This is a genomic window from Enterobacter sp. SLBN-59 (assembly GCF_024807915.1).
Taxonomy (GTDB): domain Bacteria; phylum Pseudomonadota; class Gammaproteobacteria; order Enterobacterales; family Enterobacteriaceae; genus Enterobacter; species Enterobacter asburiae_B.
On the sequence record NZ_JANUFI010000003.1, the window covers coordinates 33,740 to 49,767 of the forward strand.

The 16,028-nt window shown below is 51.6% G+C and carries 19 protein-coding genes; 16 read left to right on the top strand and 3 right to left on the bottom strand.

Annotated elements, in window-relative coordinates; genetic code table 11:
• The first annotated feature begins 650 nt into the window (after window positions 1-650).
• The 7 genes from M2422_RS22955 to M2422_RS22985 all read left to right on the top strand — a co-directional run bounded on the left by M2422_RS22955 (window position 651) and on the right by M2422_RS22985 (window position 5,870).
• Window positions 651-989, top strand: coding sequence for a hypothetical protein (locus M2422_RS22955; protein ID WP_259142962.1), 339 nt, complete (start codon window positions 651-653; stop codon window positions 987-989).
• Between the two features lie 36 nt (window positions 990-1,025).
• Complete coding sequence (locus tag M2422_RS23965) at window positions 1,026-1,334, top strand: hypothetical protein (RefSeq protein WP_163333641.1); 309 nt, start codon at window positions 1,026-1,028, stop codon at window positions 1,332-1,334.
• 29 nt (window positions 1,335-1,363) lie between these two features.
• A complete protein-coding gene (locus M2422_RS22965) occupies window positions 1,364-2,236 on the top strand; it encodes a hypothetical protein (protein ID WP_259142963.1) in 873 nt (290 codons plus the stop codon).
• Window positions 2,233-3,012: a site-specific integrase gene (locus tag M2422_RS22970; RefSeq protein ID WP_259142965.1), complete on the top strand. Its 780-nt coding sequence runs from the start codon at window positions 2,233-2,235 to the stop codon at window positions 3,010-3,012. The genes M2422_RS22965 and M2422_RS22970 overlap by 4 nt, the downstream gene beginning before the upstream one ends.
• A gap of 399 nt (window positions 3,013-3,411) precedes the next feature.
• On the top strand, window positions 3,412-4,044 hold the full coding sequence (locus tag M2422_RS22975; protein WP_259142967.1) for a ParA family protein: 633 nt from the start codon (window positions 3,412-3,414) through the stop codon (window positions 4,042-4,044).
• Entirely contained in the window at window positions 4,044-4,406 is a 363-nt protein-coding gene (locus tag M2422_RS22980; RefSeq protein WP_259142970.1) for a hypothetical protein, read from the top strand. Before M2422_RS22975 ends, M2422_RS22980 begins: the two co-directional genes overlap by 1 nt.
• A gap of 105 nt (window positions 4,407-4,511) precedes the next feature.
• Window positions 4,512-5,870, top strand: a complete 1,359-nt coding sequence (locus M2422_RS22985) for a hypothetical protein (RefSeq protein WP_259142972.1) — start codon at window positions 4,512-4,514, stop codon at window positions 5,868-5,870.
• A gap of 299 nt (window positions 5,871-6,169) precedes the next feature.
• Here M2422_RS22985 and repE read toward each other — a convergent pair whose 3' ends face one another.
• The 3 genes from repE to umuD form a co-directional block, all read right to left on the bottom strand.
• Window positions 6,170-6,925 carry a replication initiation protein RepE gene (gene repE, locus M2422_RS22990; RefSeq protein ID WP_023337966.1) on the bottom strand — a complete coding sequence of 252 codons (756 nt, stop codon included), beginning with the start codon at window positions 6,923-6,925 and terminating at the stop codon, window positions 6,170-6,172.
• A gap of 443 nt (window positions 6,926-7,368) precedes the next feature.
• Complete coding sequence (locus tag M2422_RS22995) at window positions 7,369-8,640, bottom strand: Y-family DNA polymerase (RefSeq protein WP_259142974.1); 1,272 nt, start codon at window positions 8,638-8,640, stop codon at window positions 7,369-7,371.
• A complete protein-coding gene (gene umuD, locus M2422_RS23000) occupies window positions 8,640-9,071 on the bottom strand; it encodes a translesion error-prone DNA polymerase V autoproteolytic subunit (protein WP_259142975.1) in 432 nt (143 codons plus the stop codon). The genes M2422_RS22995 and umuD overlap by 1 nt, the downstream gene beginning before the upstream one ends.
• Before the next feature lie 230 nt (window positions 9,072-9,301).
• Here umuD and M2422_RS23005 point away from each other — a divergent pair, with 230 nt between their 5' ends.
• From M2422_RS23005 to M2422_RS23045, 9 genes are all read left to right on the top strand, one after another.
• The gene (locus M2422_RS23005) at window positions 9,302-10,273 is read left to right on the top strand and encodes a plasmid segregation protein ParM (RefSeq protein WP_259143072.1); all 972 of its coding nucleotides are present in this window, start codon (window positions 9,302-9,304) and stop codon (window positions 10,271-10,273) included.
• Window positions 10,274-10,275: 2 nt separating this feature from the next.
• Window positions 10,276-10,938 carry a plasmid partitioning/stability family protein gene (locus M2422_RS23010; RefSeq protein ID WP_259142976.1) on the top strand — a complete coding sequence of 221 codons (663 nt, stop codon included), beginning with the start codon at window positions 10,276-10,278 and terminating at the stop codon, window positions 10,936-10,938.
• 3 nt (window positions 10,939-10,941) lie between these two features.
• Complete coding sequence (locus tag M2422_RS23015; protein ID WP_259142977.1) at window positions 10,942-11,211, top strand: hypothetical protein; 270 nt, start codon at window positions 10,942-10,944, stop codon at window positions 11,209-11,211.
• 22 nt (window positions 11,212-11,233) lie between these two features.
• Window positions 11,234-11,437 (top strand): hypothetical protein, encoded by a 204-nt coding sequence (locus tag M2422_RS23020; RefSeq protein ID WP_259142978.1) that lies wholly within the window; start codon window positions 11,234-11,236, stop codon window positions 11,435-11,437.
• A 1,194-nt stretch (window positions 11,438-12,631) separates the two neighbouring features.
• Window positions 12,632-12,844, top strand: coding sequence for a cold shock protein CspG (gene cspG, locus M2422_RS23025; protein WP_090121314.1), 213 nt, complete (start codon window positions 12,632-12,634; stop codon window positions 12,842-12,844).
• Between the two features lie 537 nt (window positions 12,845-13,381).
• On the top strand, window positions 13,382-13,825 hold the full coding sequence (locus tag M2422_RS23030; RefSeq protein WP_259142979.1) for a hypothetical protein: 444 nt from the start codon (window positions 13,382-13,384) through the stop codon (window positions 13,823-13,825).
• Window positions 13,826-14,365: 540 nt separating this feature from the next.
• Complete coding sequence (locus M2422_RS23035; protein WP_259142981.1) at window positions 14,366-15,058, top strand: DNA methylase; 693 nt, start codon at window positions 14,366-14,368, stop codon at window positions 15,056-15,058.
• Window positions 15,055-15,276 carry a hypothetical protein gene (locus M2422_RS23040; protein WP_259142982.1) on the top strand — a complete coding sequence of 74 codons (222 nt, stop codon included), beginning with the start codon at window positions 15,055-15,057 and terminating at the stop codon, window positions 15,274-15,276. Before M2422_RS23035 ends, M2422_RS23040 begins: the two co-directional genes overlap by 4 nt.
• 55 nt (window positions 15,277-15,331) lie before the next feature.
• Window positions 15,332-15,754 carry a DUF1380 domain-containing protein gene (locus M2422_RS23045; RefSeq protein WP_259142983.1) on the top strand — a complete coding sequence of 141 codons (423 nt, stop codon included), beginning with the start codon at window positions 15,332-15,334 and terminating at the stop codon, window positions 15,752-15,754.
• Window positions 15,755-16,028 lie beyond the last annotated feature (274 nt).

The following is a 16,028-nucleotide window of genomic DNA, read 5'->3' on the forward strand; positions in this document are numbered from 1 at the left end:
TGACGCTTTGCTGAATCACTCAGACTGTTTGGTAGCAACGTCCGCTTTGGCACAAAGCGGACTTTACTGACCGGACACGATAACAAAGGGCGGGAAGAGCGTTCAGGATGAAAATAATGCCTGCCGCTTCGTCGCATATACGCCTCAGTATGATTTGTCCACTCAGTGCAATAATCAGCGCCTTTTAGTTCCCGAAAGACAATAATTCCCAAATCGCAATAATCAACATGAATTCGTGATTATACAGCAGCAATCCTTCTCTTTCTTACGGGAGATCCGAAAACCCCAGGTTCCGGATCTTCCTTAAGCCCTCCGGCGCGCCGCAGCGCAGAAACACAATATGTGCCACGCCGTCAGCTGCGTTATCTTCTATATGTTGTGTTGCTCCCCTGCCCCGCGACCGCCTGCTCACCTCCATAAAAGGCCGGTGTGGTTATTCCCTGACCGTGGTAGACTTCCGGAAAGTTGTTATATGCCAGAAAATCGGATCCAGCCGGAACGGGCTTCCGGTAATTTAACGACGTGGCTATATGGCTGCTTATTATCGCATCCGGAAACATAACGGCAGTGAAAATAACTTAATGTCACAGCCATGATGATGAAAGCAGGATGGATGCCAGAACGTTCCCATTAACGAGTAAGGAATCGAGATGAACAATCCGGACAATCCCGGACTCTGGCAGACATGCCAGAGACTCAATACACAGGGCCATGAGAAGCTGTGGCTCCAGCCCGGTGAACAGTTTTACCGGATCGTGACCTGGGACAATCAGGTGGTGGCATGGTTCGACCGGTTAAACCCCTTCCAGGGCTGGCTGCTTACTGACTGTATGCCCAATCCGGTTCCCGAAGGGTTCCGGTCGTTACACCCTTATCCGGAACTGGATCTCGTGTCCGCTGCCCCACTCAACGCTGCCTCAGGGGTGTTCAGTTTGCCCTCCGAATCCGCGGGTATTGAATTTTTTGCTGCGCTACGACGAAATGATTGATGGGGGGATTTCTCAACAATTTAAGGAAGCAAAAGTATGGGAATGTTTGATACGGTCAGATTCCGGTACCGGATGCCGGACGGAGTCACCGGGACGGACTTTCAGACCGACGACCTGGACTGCGAGTGTGAATTTTACGAGATTTCCGCTGAAGGCCGCCTGCTTCGCTGGATGGGTGACGGTACGCGAACCGATACCTGTTTTAACGGGATGCTGACCCTCAGTGCCGGTGACGGTTATCACCTGTATTTTGAGCAGGGGACACTGGCGTGGATCGAGGTGTATTCCCAAGGCGACAAGCGATGGCCGTTTGAGCCAGACCGTTTTATACCGGAGCTGGACTGAAGCGATTTACAGGAAAAGGAATATATACGGTGGATGTACCAAAATTTGATGAATCCAGTAATGCCTGGCTGCTGACCTTGCCTGAGAGCCGTACAGGTGGCCGATACCAGCAAGCCTGCAGGGTGGTCGTCATCAGAACCCTTAAGGAAACTTACTCTCCAGCCAGTGGTGGTATTGACGTGAAAAGAAAACTGGCTGGTCGCACATGTACTCTTTCCCTTTACTGGGACGGGGGAGGCTGGCATCAGGAGTCTGAGTACAAAGCGGAGTTTACAGTTAATATCTGGGATGGCACAACCGAACTGGACCTTACGAATTCGGATTTTATGCTTGACTACAATTTGCGGGGACGCGGACTTGGCTCCTGGATCATGATTCAGCTGATTTCCTGGGCAAAGACTCTTCCATCTGATACCCCTGTGAAACGTATCCGGACATCCCCTGTCGATGAAAATGACATGGAAAATATGCTTCGCCGGGATCGCTTCTGGAACGGTATCGGATTCAGGTTCGAACCAGGCGGAAGACTATCCCTCCCCTTAACCGTAGGCGAGCTTCAGTACCCTAAAGGTCTTCATAGCCCCCTTATCGCTGTGCCTTTGCATAAGGGCGTTGATGAATTGCACCGACTGTGCGAAAGCCAGAAGCGTGAGATTGAATGCCTGAAATCGAATCAGTCATATCAGGCAGGGCAAATCCGGTATCTGACAGAACGCCAGTGGGATGTTTTACTGACAAAACTCATATCTTTCATCATGTTCTCCCCCATTTTTATTCCCTGCTGGCTCTACAGTAAGCTGAAACGAAGCCGTGAGACAACCCATGAAAATGATCAGCCCGGGAGTCTGAAGGCTCAACATTCCGAGGAACAATACCTGCCTACTAAGGAGAACAAACAATGATGCCGGCAATACCGGGCCAGGGCGTTTCTTTTTCCGCCGCGCAGCTGCCGGTGGCCATCGACTACCCGGCCGCGCTGGCCCTGCGCCAGATGGCTCTCGTTCAGGACGAACTGCCGAAATACCTGCTGGCACCGGAAGTGAGCGCCCTGCTCCACTATGTACCCGATCTCCACCGCAAGATGTTGCTGGCCACCCTCTGGAATACCGGCGCACGCATTAACGAGGCGCTGGCGCTGACCCGGAGTGATTTTTCCCTGGCGCTGCCCTACCCGTTCGTGCAGCTGGCCACACTCAAACAACGGGCCGAAAAAGCCGCCAGAACAGCAGGGCGTGCGCCCGCGGGCAGTCAGGCACACCGCCTGGTACCGCTTTCCGATGCGAACTATGTCGGCCAGCTGGAGATGATGGTGGCCACGCTGAAAATTCCTCTTGAACGACGTAACAAGCGCACCGGCAGAACCGAGAAGGCACGCATCTGGGAGATCACCGATCGCACTGTCCGCACCTGGCTCGGCGAAGCGGTTGAAGCGGCGGCGGCCGACGGGGTGACGTTCTCCGTACCGGTAACACCGCACACGTTCCGCCATTCCTACGCCATGCATATGCTGTACGCCGGTATTCCACTGAAGGTACTGCAGAGTTTAATGGGGCATAAGAGCATCAGTTCGACGGAGGTGTATACCAAGGTGTTTGCGCTGGATGTCGCTGCGCGTCACAGGGTTCAATTTCATATGTCAGAAGCAGAAGCCGTAACGATGATTAAGCATATATCATAGCTACATCAATAACTGATCTTGCTGCTAGATTGCAGCTAACATGGAACCCGCACTATCCCAAGCTGCCTGATGTGTTTATGCACTGTAATTTGTTAGCATGATATTATCTTGCAGCTAGATTGCAGAAGGATATACCACGATTTCCATGGTTTAAAAGCCACAGCTTAATGTTAGCTGCTATCTTGCAGCTAACCAGGAAACTTCAAGAAACCATAAAGCCATATAAGTTTATGCACTATAATTTTAATAGCAAGATTCTATCTTGCTGCTAGATTGCAGATATCTTGCAAGACAATTAAATAGCTGATATCTTGCAGCTAGATTGCTACATAACTTTATGGTAGCTACTACTAACTCAAAGATTGCTAGCTGCTAGATTGCAGCAAGATAGGGGGCATAATGGCCTGGATAGTAGGTTTGATTTCACAGAAAGGCGGCGTTGGCAAAAGTACCAAAGCGAGAGCCTTAGCTCGTGAAGCTTCTGCATGTGGTATTAAAACAAAATTAGCTGACCTCGATTTGGAGCAGGCTACGAGTGCAGAGTGGCACCGTAGACGTCTTGCAGCCGGTCTGCCGCCAGTAGCATCGGTTGAAGTTTTCTCCACAGCAAAACAAGCGATCGAGTCAGCAGATGATTATGAACTTCTCATCCTCGATGGACCAGCTCGAGCCAGTAAAGGAACATCTGAAATTGCTAAAGTTGCCGATCTAATAGTTCAGCCAACCGGTGCATCTTTGGATGATCTTGTTCCAGCAATTAAAGTTTTCAATGCGCTGGTAAAGGAAGGAATTCCACGTTCAAAACTGGTTTTCGCTTTAAGCCGGGTTGGAACGGAGGCTGAAGAACTTGATGCCCGTGCGTACATCAGTGAAGCCGGTTACGAAACTCTAGCAGGTTGCCTCTTTGAAAAACCAGCTTACAGAAAGGCTATGAATTCGGGGCTTGCTGTAACTGAAACACGCTACAAAGGTTTAAATGAAAGAGCAGATGAGCTTATCCAGGCGCTCATAGATAAGATTGGAGAAGAGTAATGGCTGATGCATCGAAACTAAAATCTAAACGTGCTCGGATAGGGCTTGGGTCACCTCCAGGTCCTGATGAAGTGGCAACCAGTTTAAATGCACCCGAGATAGCGCCAGCTGAGCCTCAACAATTATCAGAGCCAGTGCCTTACTCAAAGTCTGAACAGGAAAATGATAGACCGAATGACCTGCCTTACACCCGGCGCGATGGCCGTTCAGCAAGAAAGACAAATCGGACATTAGCGTTTGCGACACGCATCACTCCTGAACTTGATAATGAGATTAGAGACATCGCAGATCGTGAAGGACTCAGGCTAGTTGAAGTATTGGAAAATGCGATTGCCGCATATAAAAAACAGCAGGGCTACTAATAGATAGCTGCAAGATGAATGCAATCTTGCAGCTATCTTTTTTTAACATATATATTGCAGCTATCTATCTGCTATCTTGCTGCTAGTTATAATGAAGGAGTCCGTATGGAGCTGGTATGGAAAACAGACCCACGAGGGGGTTTTGTACGTAAACTTAACATGGCTGAAAGGGACGCTTTGCTGCAAGTCTGCAGCAACGGTCGTAAGCCATCACAGGCCGATTTACGTATAGCAAAAACAGTGTTTGAAGAAATGGACCGCCGTGAGTTATGGGTAAAATGTGATTGCGTCGAAAATGACACGATCACTGAAGGACCTTTTAACTGCGAGGTAAATGCTGCCAAATTACGCCACGTTAAGACGACAAGATATCATGATGAACAATGCCCTTTGTTCAGGCTAAAGAAAAGTAAGGATGCTGATAATAGCGTCACTGAAGGAAAAACCAGCCCGTTATACCCGGTAGGTGAAAATGACTGGTTACCAGACAAGAAGAAAGAAACCAGAATCACCTCTGTGGAAGGGCCGGTAGTGCCCAGAAAGCCTCGACGCAAAACTCTTAAACCCATTCCGGCTCTGGGCCGAAAATTGCTGACACTCATTCAGGCAGCCGGCCTGAATCAAATTGAACTGGTACCAGAGTTTCAAAGTCCGGGCCTTGTCGGTTCGATCAACAGAATAAAAGAAGTGCTGGATGAATATTCAATGGGCAATGGAACTCTGCTGAATATGCTGTTCAGCTGCGCGCCCTGGTTGTCCCACGAACGGATTAACGACATGTTGACCCAACTGGAAGTTTCTCTGGGAACAGATAGCAGTGATAAGGAGGCATGCGTGTATATCATGGGTATTGCGACCGATGCCAACCGAGAAGAAGTAACCTTCACCGTTCGGGGTAATACTTTTGTCCATAGGCCTGAAGCCCGCGTCAGCATCAATGGTGAAAGCACATACAACGCTGGCAGCCGGGCGCCTTACTGGGCAATACTGGAATACCGTAGAGGGAGAGATGGGAAAGTTTACTGCCATGAAGGCTATGCTCATGCCGCGTATACGCTTGATAATCCGGTGCCAGTGGATAGCAATAAAGAGCGCGACACCCTTAAGGTAATAATAAACGCCAGCAGCTATGCAGGCCGTCAGGCCAATCATCCGGAGGCGATCAGCCTCAGCAAGCCACTCTTCACGTCGAAAAGCATTATGAATGGGGTGGAAGAGGTCATTCATCCTGATTTCATACTGAATGTGGTACCGAGAAAAGAAAATACAGTTACCACTTTCATCATTGAAACAATGGGCTATGAATCTGAGGAATATATTGCGCGAAAACAACAAACACATAGCTGGATGGAGCAGGAGGGCGTGCTCTTAACAGATCCTCCGGGCTGGCCAGAACCTTCAGACAGGACATTTAACAGCTTCTTGCTCAAACACATTTTTAGTGCAGGAAAAATGCACCAGTAGTTACAGGTAGAGGCGTTGAATTCAAACAGTGACAATAAACCCTCAGTCTGAAGTGGAGTGCATTATCCGTAGTGTGACAAACTACACTCAGGGCTGAGGGGATATGTGACAAGCTGTACTGAGGTAACTGTGACAAATTGCCCTCACTAAGTGTTTTTAAATCACAAAATTGGCTTCATTTAGTACCTGAAAACCAGCGTGGGCAAATGAAGGTGGTCTGTACTGTGACAAATCACCCTCAGATCTTTAATTATGGTGTGACATACCACCCTCTGAACTGTGACAGATAACCCTCAGTGTTACACAGGTTGAATAGAGGTTATATCACTGAAAGAAAAGACTATATGTGTTGTCTGGCGGCCTTTCTTTTTCTCGATATAAGAAAGACGCATTGGCGTTCTGCTGTTGATCTCATCGACGCTCGCCTGCAGAAAGCGACGGCGGAAGTCTGGCATACGCTGATAGCTCTGGGGGAGCTGGTAGCGCTCCATGATCCATTCTATCTTGAGCGACACAACGCCAGAACCATCCGGTTTACGGTATTGACATAATGACTCGTAAAGACGCATGGCATAAGGATTAGTAATCTCTTTCGTTTCACTAAGTCGGAACTGTGTAAAACGGTTCTGAAGCCCGATGAAGAAAGGGATTAAATAAGGATTGATATGTACGCTGTATAGTCCTCTGGAGGGACTATGCGCACGTTTGATGAACCAGGGAAAGGATTCATATCCCTTCTCTTCACCCGCATCTTCTTCGGGGCGATAAAAGACCACTTCCTTACCCGCGAACCCCTTCAACGCCTGACGGATATCTTTACTGGCCTCGGCGGAGGTCAGACCGAAGGTTTCTGCATACTTGGCGACTTGAATTTCACATATCCCGTCATGTTCCTGCAGCGTACCGTCAGATTTTCTAATCTGGTCCACAAAGAGATAAAGCATACGCTTTTGATCGCGAGATAGACTGTATGCCGCCTCAGTCAGTTCGTTTGACTGGACAATTCGCGGGCTATTCTTACGTTTTTTATGGTTAATAACCGCAACTTCCGTCATGACAGGTCCGTGTAAAGTGTGACAGGATTTTAGATTGTCACACTAAATAAAAAAGAGTCAACAGGTAGGGATAACTTTGTGAGATACAACAGTTCCTGAGGGCAGTTTGTCACAGGGTTAAGGGCAATCTGTCACAGTTTAGGTGGGGATTTGAGGGTGATTTGTCACACTAAAAGGGCAAATTGTCACATTGATCCTTCTCTAACCCGCATGGATAAAGGGCTGGGAGGTATTCTAAAAAGGTAAACCTAACAACCCTTTAAAAAGATCTTATAAAAATATGCCCGTGGATAAGTGGATAACCCAGAAAGAGCTATCCATTAAACTTCGAGCGTAAGCAGAATTTGCCCATGTAGTTCCCTGGTGCTTCCTCGCTCACTCGCGGGCTTCGCCCTGTCGTTCGGCTGCGGCGAGCACTACTGGCTCACTCTGAAAGGCGAAATTTAACTGATCCTCGCAATGGGGATATCTTTCCAGCGGGTGGTGTACGCAGGGGAGAGCATATCGCGTTTCATTTGCCAGGATGGCGCAATTCCTCGTCCGGCAAACCAGATCTGTCCCAGGCCGGAATGATTAATACCGTCGAGAACCTTCATCAGCTCAGCGCTGTGAGGACGTGGCGGACGTTCGTCGAACAGCTGCAGCTGTGACACACCGGAGCCGGTGAAGTCATTCAGCATCACACCGGCCTTGGCATATCGGTGGCCATCCTTCCAGATACGCTCCAGAGCCGTTGTGGCAGCCGCAATGATGTCCCGGGTATCCTGAGTAGGGGTAAGCAGTTTCTCTGTGGCCACGTTGCCGTAATAAGGCTCTTTTACGGCGAAGGGGGACGTTTTGATGAATACGGAAATATGCCGGCAGTACTGGTGCTCTTTACGCAGCTTTTCAGAGGCCCGCTCTGCGTACTGACAGATAGCCTGGCGGAGCGAATCGTACTCCGTGATCTTCTCTCCAAAGCTGCGGCTGCAGACTATCTGCTGCTTTGTTGGTGGTGCTTCCTCAAGCGACATGCAGCTTTCCCCGTTCAGTTCCCGCACCGTTCGCTCGAGGACCACGGAGAAATTTTTGCGGATGAAAGCCGGGTTCGTCAGGGCCAGATCGAGCGCGGTCTTAATGCCCAGTACATTTAGCTTACGTGCAATACGGTTTCCCACGCCCCAGATTTCTTCGACAGGCTGCAGTGAAAGCAGTTTCCGCGTTCGCTGTGGATTCCCCCGGGTCAGGGCGAGCACGCCACGAAACTGTTTCCACTCCTTTGAGGCCCATTGTGCTGATTTTGCCAGCGTTTTAGTAGGGCCGGCGCCCACGCCGATGGTCAGACGGGTACAGTCATACACATGCTGGCGCAGCTGTCGGCCAAAATCCTCCAGATCCATGCAGTGCTCCACGCCGGTCAGGTCGAGGAACATCTCGTCAATCGAATACTGTTCCACCCTGGGGGCCAGCTCCTCCAGACAACTCATCACGCGCGCTGACATTGAGGCATAAAGTTCATAGTTGCTTGAGAACGCGTATATTTTTTCCGGGTACTTTTCGTTTTTCATCTGAAACCACGGTGTGCCCATTTTGATCCAGGCCTTTGCCTCGGCACTTCTTGCGATTACGCAACCATCGTTATTACTGAGCACCACAACCGGCTTTCCTTTCAAATCCGGACGGAAAACACGTTCGCAGCTGGCATAAAAGCTGTTCACATCGGCCAGGGCAAACATCAGTACATCTCCCTGGGACGGTGGATAATGTGCGTGACGACGCCAAAGATATCCAGATCGTCCGGGTCAGGATAAATCGGCGACCAGTTGGCATTCATCGGCTGCAGTGTCAGTCGTGGCGTCAGCAGAAGCCGTTTGACCGTAAACTCCCCTTGCACGCTGGCCACAACAATATCGCCGTGCCGGGGCTTCTCTGCACTGTCCACAACCAGCAGATCGCCATTGTATAGGCTGCCGTCGGACATACTGTCGCCGCTGGCACGCAGGTAGTAAGTCGCGCTCGGATGCCGTATGCAGTAATCATGGAGATCCAGGTCAGACTCGACATAGTCTGCAGCAGGGCTGGGAAAACCGCAGCTGGCCAGGTCTGCAAACAACGGAAGGGCCTGTGGCGGGAGTTCTTTCCCGGTGCTGAAAAGCTGCAGTTTCATCTTTCCTCCTGATGTCTAAAAATACTGGTTATGCATACAGTATATTTAGCAGCGTGAGGATAATCCAGATCACATGCTCCATGAACAGGGTGAGTAACCTAAGCTACTCAAATGTTCATTAATATCATTTTGAATCATTTGTATTTCTCATAATGAGAAATAAGGCTTTTATTTTCCCATTTTGCTCTTATAATGTTTATCAAATTGAGTTTAATTGACGGAGCATAATGATGAATATTTACTGCGATGATGGTTCAACTAATGTTAAGCTGGCATGGTTTGAAGGAAACGAGCTGCAGACCCGGGTCTCTGCTAACTCCTTCCGGCATGGCTGGAAAGTGGCTGAATTCAGTGCTGCAACGTTTAACTATCAGGTAGGCACGCTGAAATACACCTGGGACAGCGTCAGCCGGGATGCCATCCCGACAACAAACGTGGAATATCAGTACGGTGATCTCAACCTGCTGGCCGTGCATCATGCGCTGCTGAACAGCGGACTTGAGCCGCAGCCGGTGAGCCTGACCGTGACGCTGCCCCTGAGCGAGTATTACGACGGGGACTGCCAGCGGAACGAGGAAAATATCCGACGCAAACGTGAAAACCTGATGCGTGAGCTGGTTCTGAACAAGGGCAGGGTATTTACCGTAAAGGACGTGAAGGTGATGCCGGAGTCACTGCCGGCAGCGTTCTCCCGTCTCGCTGAGCTGAAGGCCGGACCCGCGGAAACCACCCTGATTATCGATCTCGGCGGGACCACGCTCGATGCCGGTGTGATTGTCGGACAGTTTGATGATATCAGTGCGGTGCATGGTAATCCGTCTGTTGGCGTGTCACAGGTCACCCGGGCAGCTGCAGGCGCGCTGCGTGCTGCAGACAGTGAAACCAGCGCGCTCATTGCTGACACGGTCATCCGCAACCGCAATGATCGTCAGTATCTGCAGCGTGTTATCAACGATGCCGGTAAAATTGATGATGTCCTGAGCAAAATTACAGAGGCCATCACCTCCCTAGGCGCGCGCGTCACCAGTGAGCTGACGGCCTTCAGGAACGTTAACCGGGTATTCCTGGTCGGGGGAGGGGCATCCCTCATTGAAGAGGCTGTCCGTCAGGCCTGGCCTCTGGCTCCTGACCGTATCGAGGTTATAGGCGATCCGCAGCTGGCGCTGGCCAGAGAGATTGCCCTTTACAATAAAGAGGACTAAACGTGCCGGACGGCCTGTATTCTTTCTATCTGCACAGCGACGATCGCACCGACATCGCAGCGATGGCGACCATCAGCACCATCTCACAGCCCCTGCGCGGAGACTTCATCCGGACCGCAGCCACCGCCGGGGCGGTGATGTATCAGACGGATGCTCGTTTACCGGTACTGATCCCGGTGTTCTTTGACGGGCAGCTGAGCGCCATCCGGCTTTGTGCCGTGATGGCCCTGGCCTCCGGCACCTGGTCTTCACTTTCCGGACTTCCTGATGAGCCAGATGGCGGCGTGGCCGCGCTGGCAATGCCACCTGAGACGAAATATCAGCGCCGGCGTTACACCCTGACGCTTCAGGATGACCGGAGCAGTGAACGGGTGGAAAGTGTGCTGACGGGCGTGTCATCCCGCCTGCGGGGCGAGTTGCTGAGAAACCTGATTATCACCGGTCTGGCCCTGCACACGACGGCACCAGAGCTGCCGCGTCTGCTGGCCAGCATGCCGGTACCACCCGCAACGGTCAGCGAGCTGCAGGTTCTGGTTCAGCAGATGGCCGGTCCTGCTGGCGCGAGTCAGGCTGCACTAACGGGGAAACCGGCAGCCTCTGCCGGGCAGGTATCCGGTGAAACGACCAGGATAAAGAAAAATATGCGACGTGCATTCGGAGAGTAAAACATGTCAGTGATTAAACGAAAGGCAGAGCAGTTCATTCACAACTTTCTGCGCGCCCGGAACGTCCCTGAATCTCAGTGGCCGGATCTGGTCAAAAAGACCGGCAGGGGAATGATACTGGCAGGCGTGGCCGTCGTGGTTCCCGGTGTTCTGATTGATAACATTTCCCTGCCGGTGACAATCGCGATGCAGGTCTGCTATGCCTCACTGATCGGCCTCGGGGTTCTTCTGGCTTTTGACGAGAAAAAACCAAAGGGGCGGGGACGAATATGAACATTAACCTGAAGGAAACAGTATGCAGCTTGAAGAACTGACAGGAGACGAACGCACGCTGGTAGTAGTGGCACTGCAGGCGTTGTACCGGGAGAGATTAACCGCATCAGATGCGGTCTTTACAGTCTGTAGCCTGGCCGGAAAGGAACAGCCACCGAAAGAAATTTTTGGACTGCAGGAAGTTCAGGATGCGCTGAGACGTATTGGCGCGGCTCCTGCGCGATAAAGCAAGGTACCGTGCGCAACAGGCTTAAAAAAAACGGCAGGGTGACATCGTACTCCTGCCGTCAAAACTAAACGCTTAATTTTTCGGCGATTATAAAGCGTTGTTTTGTGATGTAAATCACATTTGTATTTAATGTGAAATTTTTCCCTCCGTTTCACATCTTCTCATAAAGATTACCCGCCGTGCCTTTACGCTAACCCGGCCGCTTCGGCCGCCAGGGAGGCTGTCGCCTCCGTCCTTGTATGATCAGTGTGACAATGAGAAACCTATAGCGAACCTTGCGGCTCCTATGTCGGTCCGCTTTGTGCCAATAGCGGACATTGCCAATAGTTCGATACAATGAATCGCGGGATGCAGCGCAGTCACTATCGCTGTTAATAAAAACATGTTTTAAAAAACAGTATTGACCGCAAATCTCAAATAAGTAAATTAGTACACAGCAGCACAATGAAAGTGGTTAGTCAGTTAGTGAATAGAAAGAAGTTTTGGATTAAGCCATTTTGCTTTACAGGCCCCGAAGTTTGTTGTTTGGGATGAAGTTAGCTTTCAGGCCTCGTAGTGATTGTGCTGATTCGCAAAATGGTAGTGTTAGCGCGAAGATGTAAGGCCTTGTTTTTTTAGTTGATGCTGACGGTTTCGTTTTTTTGATGGTAACCGTATCAGCAAAGGGCAACGCATCAAAGAGTATATGTCGCGATGGGAGATGTGCTTGTTTAAGTTTCCACGCTTAGGTTTCGAAAGCGTTGGAGGTGTAAAACGAGATAAATAGAGGGAGGCTTTTTAGTATTAATGCCCAATATTATCTGTAGTGAACGGGTACATTTGAAAGCAGTATAAATAGCAGTATCACTTTATTAAGTCCATTAATGTTAAATATGAAGTCTGTAGTACCTTAAAAGCCCTTGCTGCAATGGTCAGGGCTTTTAAGATTACTGCTCCCTTTGAATTGTAAGTTTTCCCAACTGATTACTGACAAAAATAATCTTGCTTATCAACTTATATCAGTCCACGATGCGTCATCGGTTTGGCATACAGACCTTATGAAAGCAGTTTTAGTAAAGCAGTCCTCATTTCAAGCGTTATCCTTAGATACTCTTCTGCATGAGCCTCCTCCTAAGTGCCCAATAAGTCCTCATCTGCAAGCAGGCCATGTTTGCCACAACGTGTGGCTCAAGAAAATTAAAGGAAGTATCTATGTCGAATAAAATGACTGGTTTAGTAAAATGGTTTAACTCTGATAAAGGTTTTGGCTTCATTACGCCAGCTGACGGCAGCAAAGATGTTTTTGTTCATTTCTCTGCCATTCAGAGCAACGATTACAAAACGCTCGACGAAGGCCAGAAGGTTGAGTTCTCGATTGAGAATGGTGCCAAAGGTCCGGCTGCCGGAAATGTTGTCGCGCTTTAATTGCCGATAACGACACAGACGCTTACGACAGCGATGACGGCTCTGGCCTGAGCAGATAAGTGAACGTGATAAAAAACCCGCCTTGAGCGGGTTTTTGTGTTTCATGGATGGCATGCAACAAGGATGACGATCATTTTACTACAGTTGCTGGAGTGAAAAAATGAAACCAAATAGTGCAAACCCAATGATGGTGACAAAAAGAAAGCCGATTAGTAATTTCCAGCCCAACACCAGTTCTCCCTAAGTCTGTTTAACAAGCCTAAGAGATAATAAGATTCATGATTCACAGGTCAAGGATGTCTGCTCTTCGCTCATAACAGACATTCATCGCCTGCAACCACTACGCGTCTTTTAAACATGGTTCCTGTTTGACATCAAACACAACTGCTCACCCGTTCGCGCCCTGCACGGTGCATTCAGCCCGTGACGGGCTTGCGCTGCGGCTTCGGCTTCGGCGTCGCCCGGGCGTCCTCTGCTTTCCGCCGGGTTTTTGTGGCGGCAAGGCGCAAGAGGGTGCCGGATGCTGAGGACACAACCATGTTCAGACTGACCTGTATTGAACTCGATAGCGGCGAGTTTGCCGTGTATATCAACCACCATTACTTGGGGAGCGAGGATGCCCGCAGTGAACGACTCTGCCTGAGCGAAATTCGGGAGCTGCTTTCCCTGATTCCGGGCGTGGAATTACAGACCCTGCATGAATCCGTGCCGGAGGACGAGGACTGGTGGTGGAACGACATCGCCGATCGCGTACTGCCGTCGCGTCCTGCCTGCCGTGATGATGTGACGGTGGCAGGACTCATCGCCAGGCTGAAGCTGCACTGTGTCTGGGGGCGTTCTGGCTGGCAGACGATTTCCTGTCACTCGATGACAGTCTGTCTGAAGCGCAAATTGCTGAAGCCATGCGTATCTGCGATCACAGCCACGATGCCGGAACCGGATTTAACTGGGACACTCTGCAGCTTGCCATGGACGGGGTGAAGGGGGCACTGACGAAAAAGAAGGACACCTTCCGGGGGCGGGGTGTCCTGAAATCATGCAATTCGTGTTAATTGAAAACCTTTCAGATAGTTTCGGCGCTGGGGATCACACAATGACAGCCCACTTTTTCCTGCTATATACCTGCTTCAAAAAAAAGTCGCCTCCGGCCGGAGGCGTCCCAAAACATACCAGGCTAATAACAATCAAAGTGGTATCGTGATACACACTCGTCACTATTCTGCCACATCCCCGTAACAGCATCAGCTACCAGAAACGGTAATCAATGATGTCGGTTACCTCCGCCTTATGGCCGCCAGACGGCGGCGTGTTCAACGCCGTGCCTTCACGCTAACCCGGCCGCTGTGGTCGCAAGGGAAGCTGTCGCCTCCGTCCTCACCCGTTCGCACCTTTCACGGCGCATCAGCCCGTGAAAGGCTTGCGCTGCGGCTTGCGGCGTCGCCCCTGCGCCCGCCGCTTTTCGCCGGGTTTTTGTGGCGGCACGGCGCAACAGGGTGCCGCATATCAGAGAGGAGTGTGTCTATGTCCCGTTTTATTCTGGGTGACTGCGTGCAGGTGATGTCCCGTTTCCCGGCGCGTGCCGTCGATTTTATTCTTACCGATCCGCCGTATCTGGTTGGCTATAAGGACCGTACCGGTCGTACCCTGGCCGGGGACAACTCAGCCGAATGGCTCCAGCCTGCCTGTCATGAAATGTACCGCGTGCTGAAAAACGACAGTCTCATGGTGAGCTTCTACGCCTGGAACCGCGCGGATCTGTTTCTGAATGCGTGGAAAACGGCCGGCTTCCGGGTGGTTGGCCATATCGTCTTTGCCAAGAGCTATGCCTCAAAATCGACGTTCGTGGGTTACACCCATGAGAGCGCCTACCTGCTGGCGAAGGGGAGGCCGCAGACCCCGGACCGCCCCGTCGCGGACGTGATCCCCTGGCAATACACGGGCAACCGACACCATCCGACGGAGAAGCCGGTGCAGAGCCTGCGGCCGCTAATCGAATCGCTCACGCGTCCGGGGGCCATTGTCCTTGATCCGTTCGCCGGCAGCGGCTCCACCTGCGTGGCCGCCGCCGAAGCCAGCCGCCGCTATATCGGGATCGAGATGCTTGAGCAGTACCACGCCGCCGGCGTTCGCCGTCTGGCACAGGTTGAACGGGCGAGAAGGATGCCGGCGGCCAATGACGGCGCGTTTTACCCTGACTGGCCGGAGGCAGCATGAACTACCCGGGCCTTGAACCCCTGCGCGCGGACGTGGCTGCACTCAGCAATGCCATGTGTGACGTGCGGATGCTGCTGAACCGCCTCGAATCGCAGCACCGGCACGACGCGGCGACGCTTACCGAACGTATGGCTGCGCAGACTCTGCGCCGGATCAACACCCTGCTTCTGGAAGCCTACCGCGAAGCCCTGGTGCTGGACGAAACCTTTCAGGACTGACTGACCCTGCCGGGCTGAGGCCCGGCCTGTAACCCCTTACTGGAGAGAAAAAACGATGTACGGAACCCGCGAAGAACTTTGTGTACAGCTTGAAAACATGTTCACGGCTGACGAACCCCTGGTCCTGCTGGTCTGGACGGAAGAGGGGATTAGCGTGGCCTGCCGTGAAACCCGGCCAGAACCGGACGGGACTGAAATCCGCGCCGTGATGAAGGCGCTCGGCGAAATGAAAATGACGCAATACCGCCAGGAAGGGGTAAATCATCAGACAATCAGTGACCTCCTGACCCGTCAGCGGGAAGCGGCAAACCGTCAGGTGAGTGTTCCGGCGGTACTTCTTTCCCGCGTCCTGCGTAACTATGAATGCGAGCTGGAAAACCGGATCGGTATGGCCTGGGAAGCCGGGCGGCGGGAGCCCAAATCCGTCAGGAATGAGCTGAATTACGTGCGCACGCTACAGGAGGCGCTGGCTGCCTGAGAGAACGCCGGGGTAACGCCCCGGCAACCGGTGGCCATCCACAGCGAATAAGGATGTCAGTGCCTTCCGCTTTTATCCGCCGCCGCCCTCCGGGCCACGTCGGGACAATGAAACTCCCCTGAAGCTCCGTGCGGTGACGGCATACGCCGTGACTTCACTGTAGCCCGGCCGCATCGGCCACAAGGGTTCGCTGGCGCCTCCGTCCTCACCCGTTCGCACCCTTCACGGTGCATTCAGCCCGTGAAGGCTTTGCGCTGCGGCTTGCGGCGTCGCC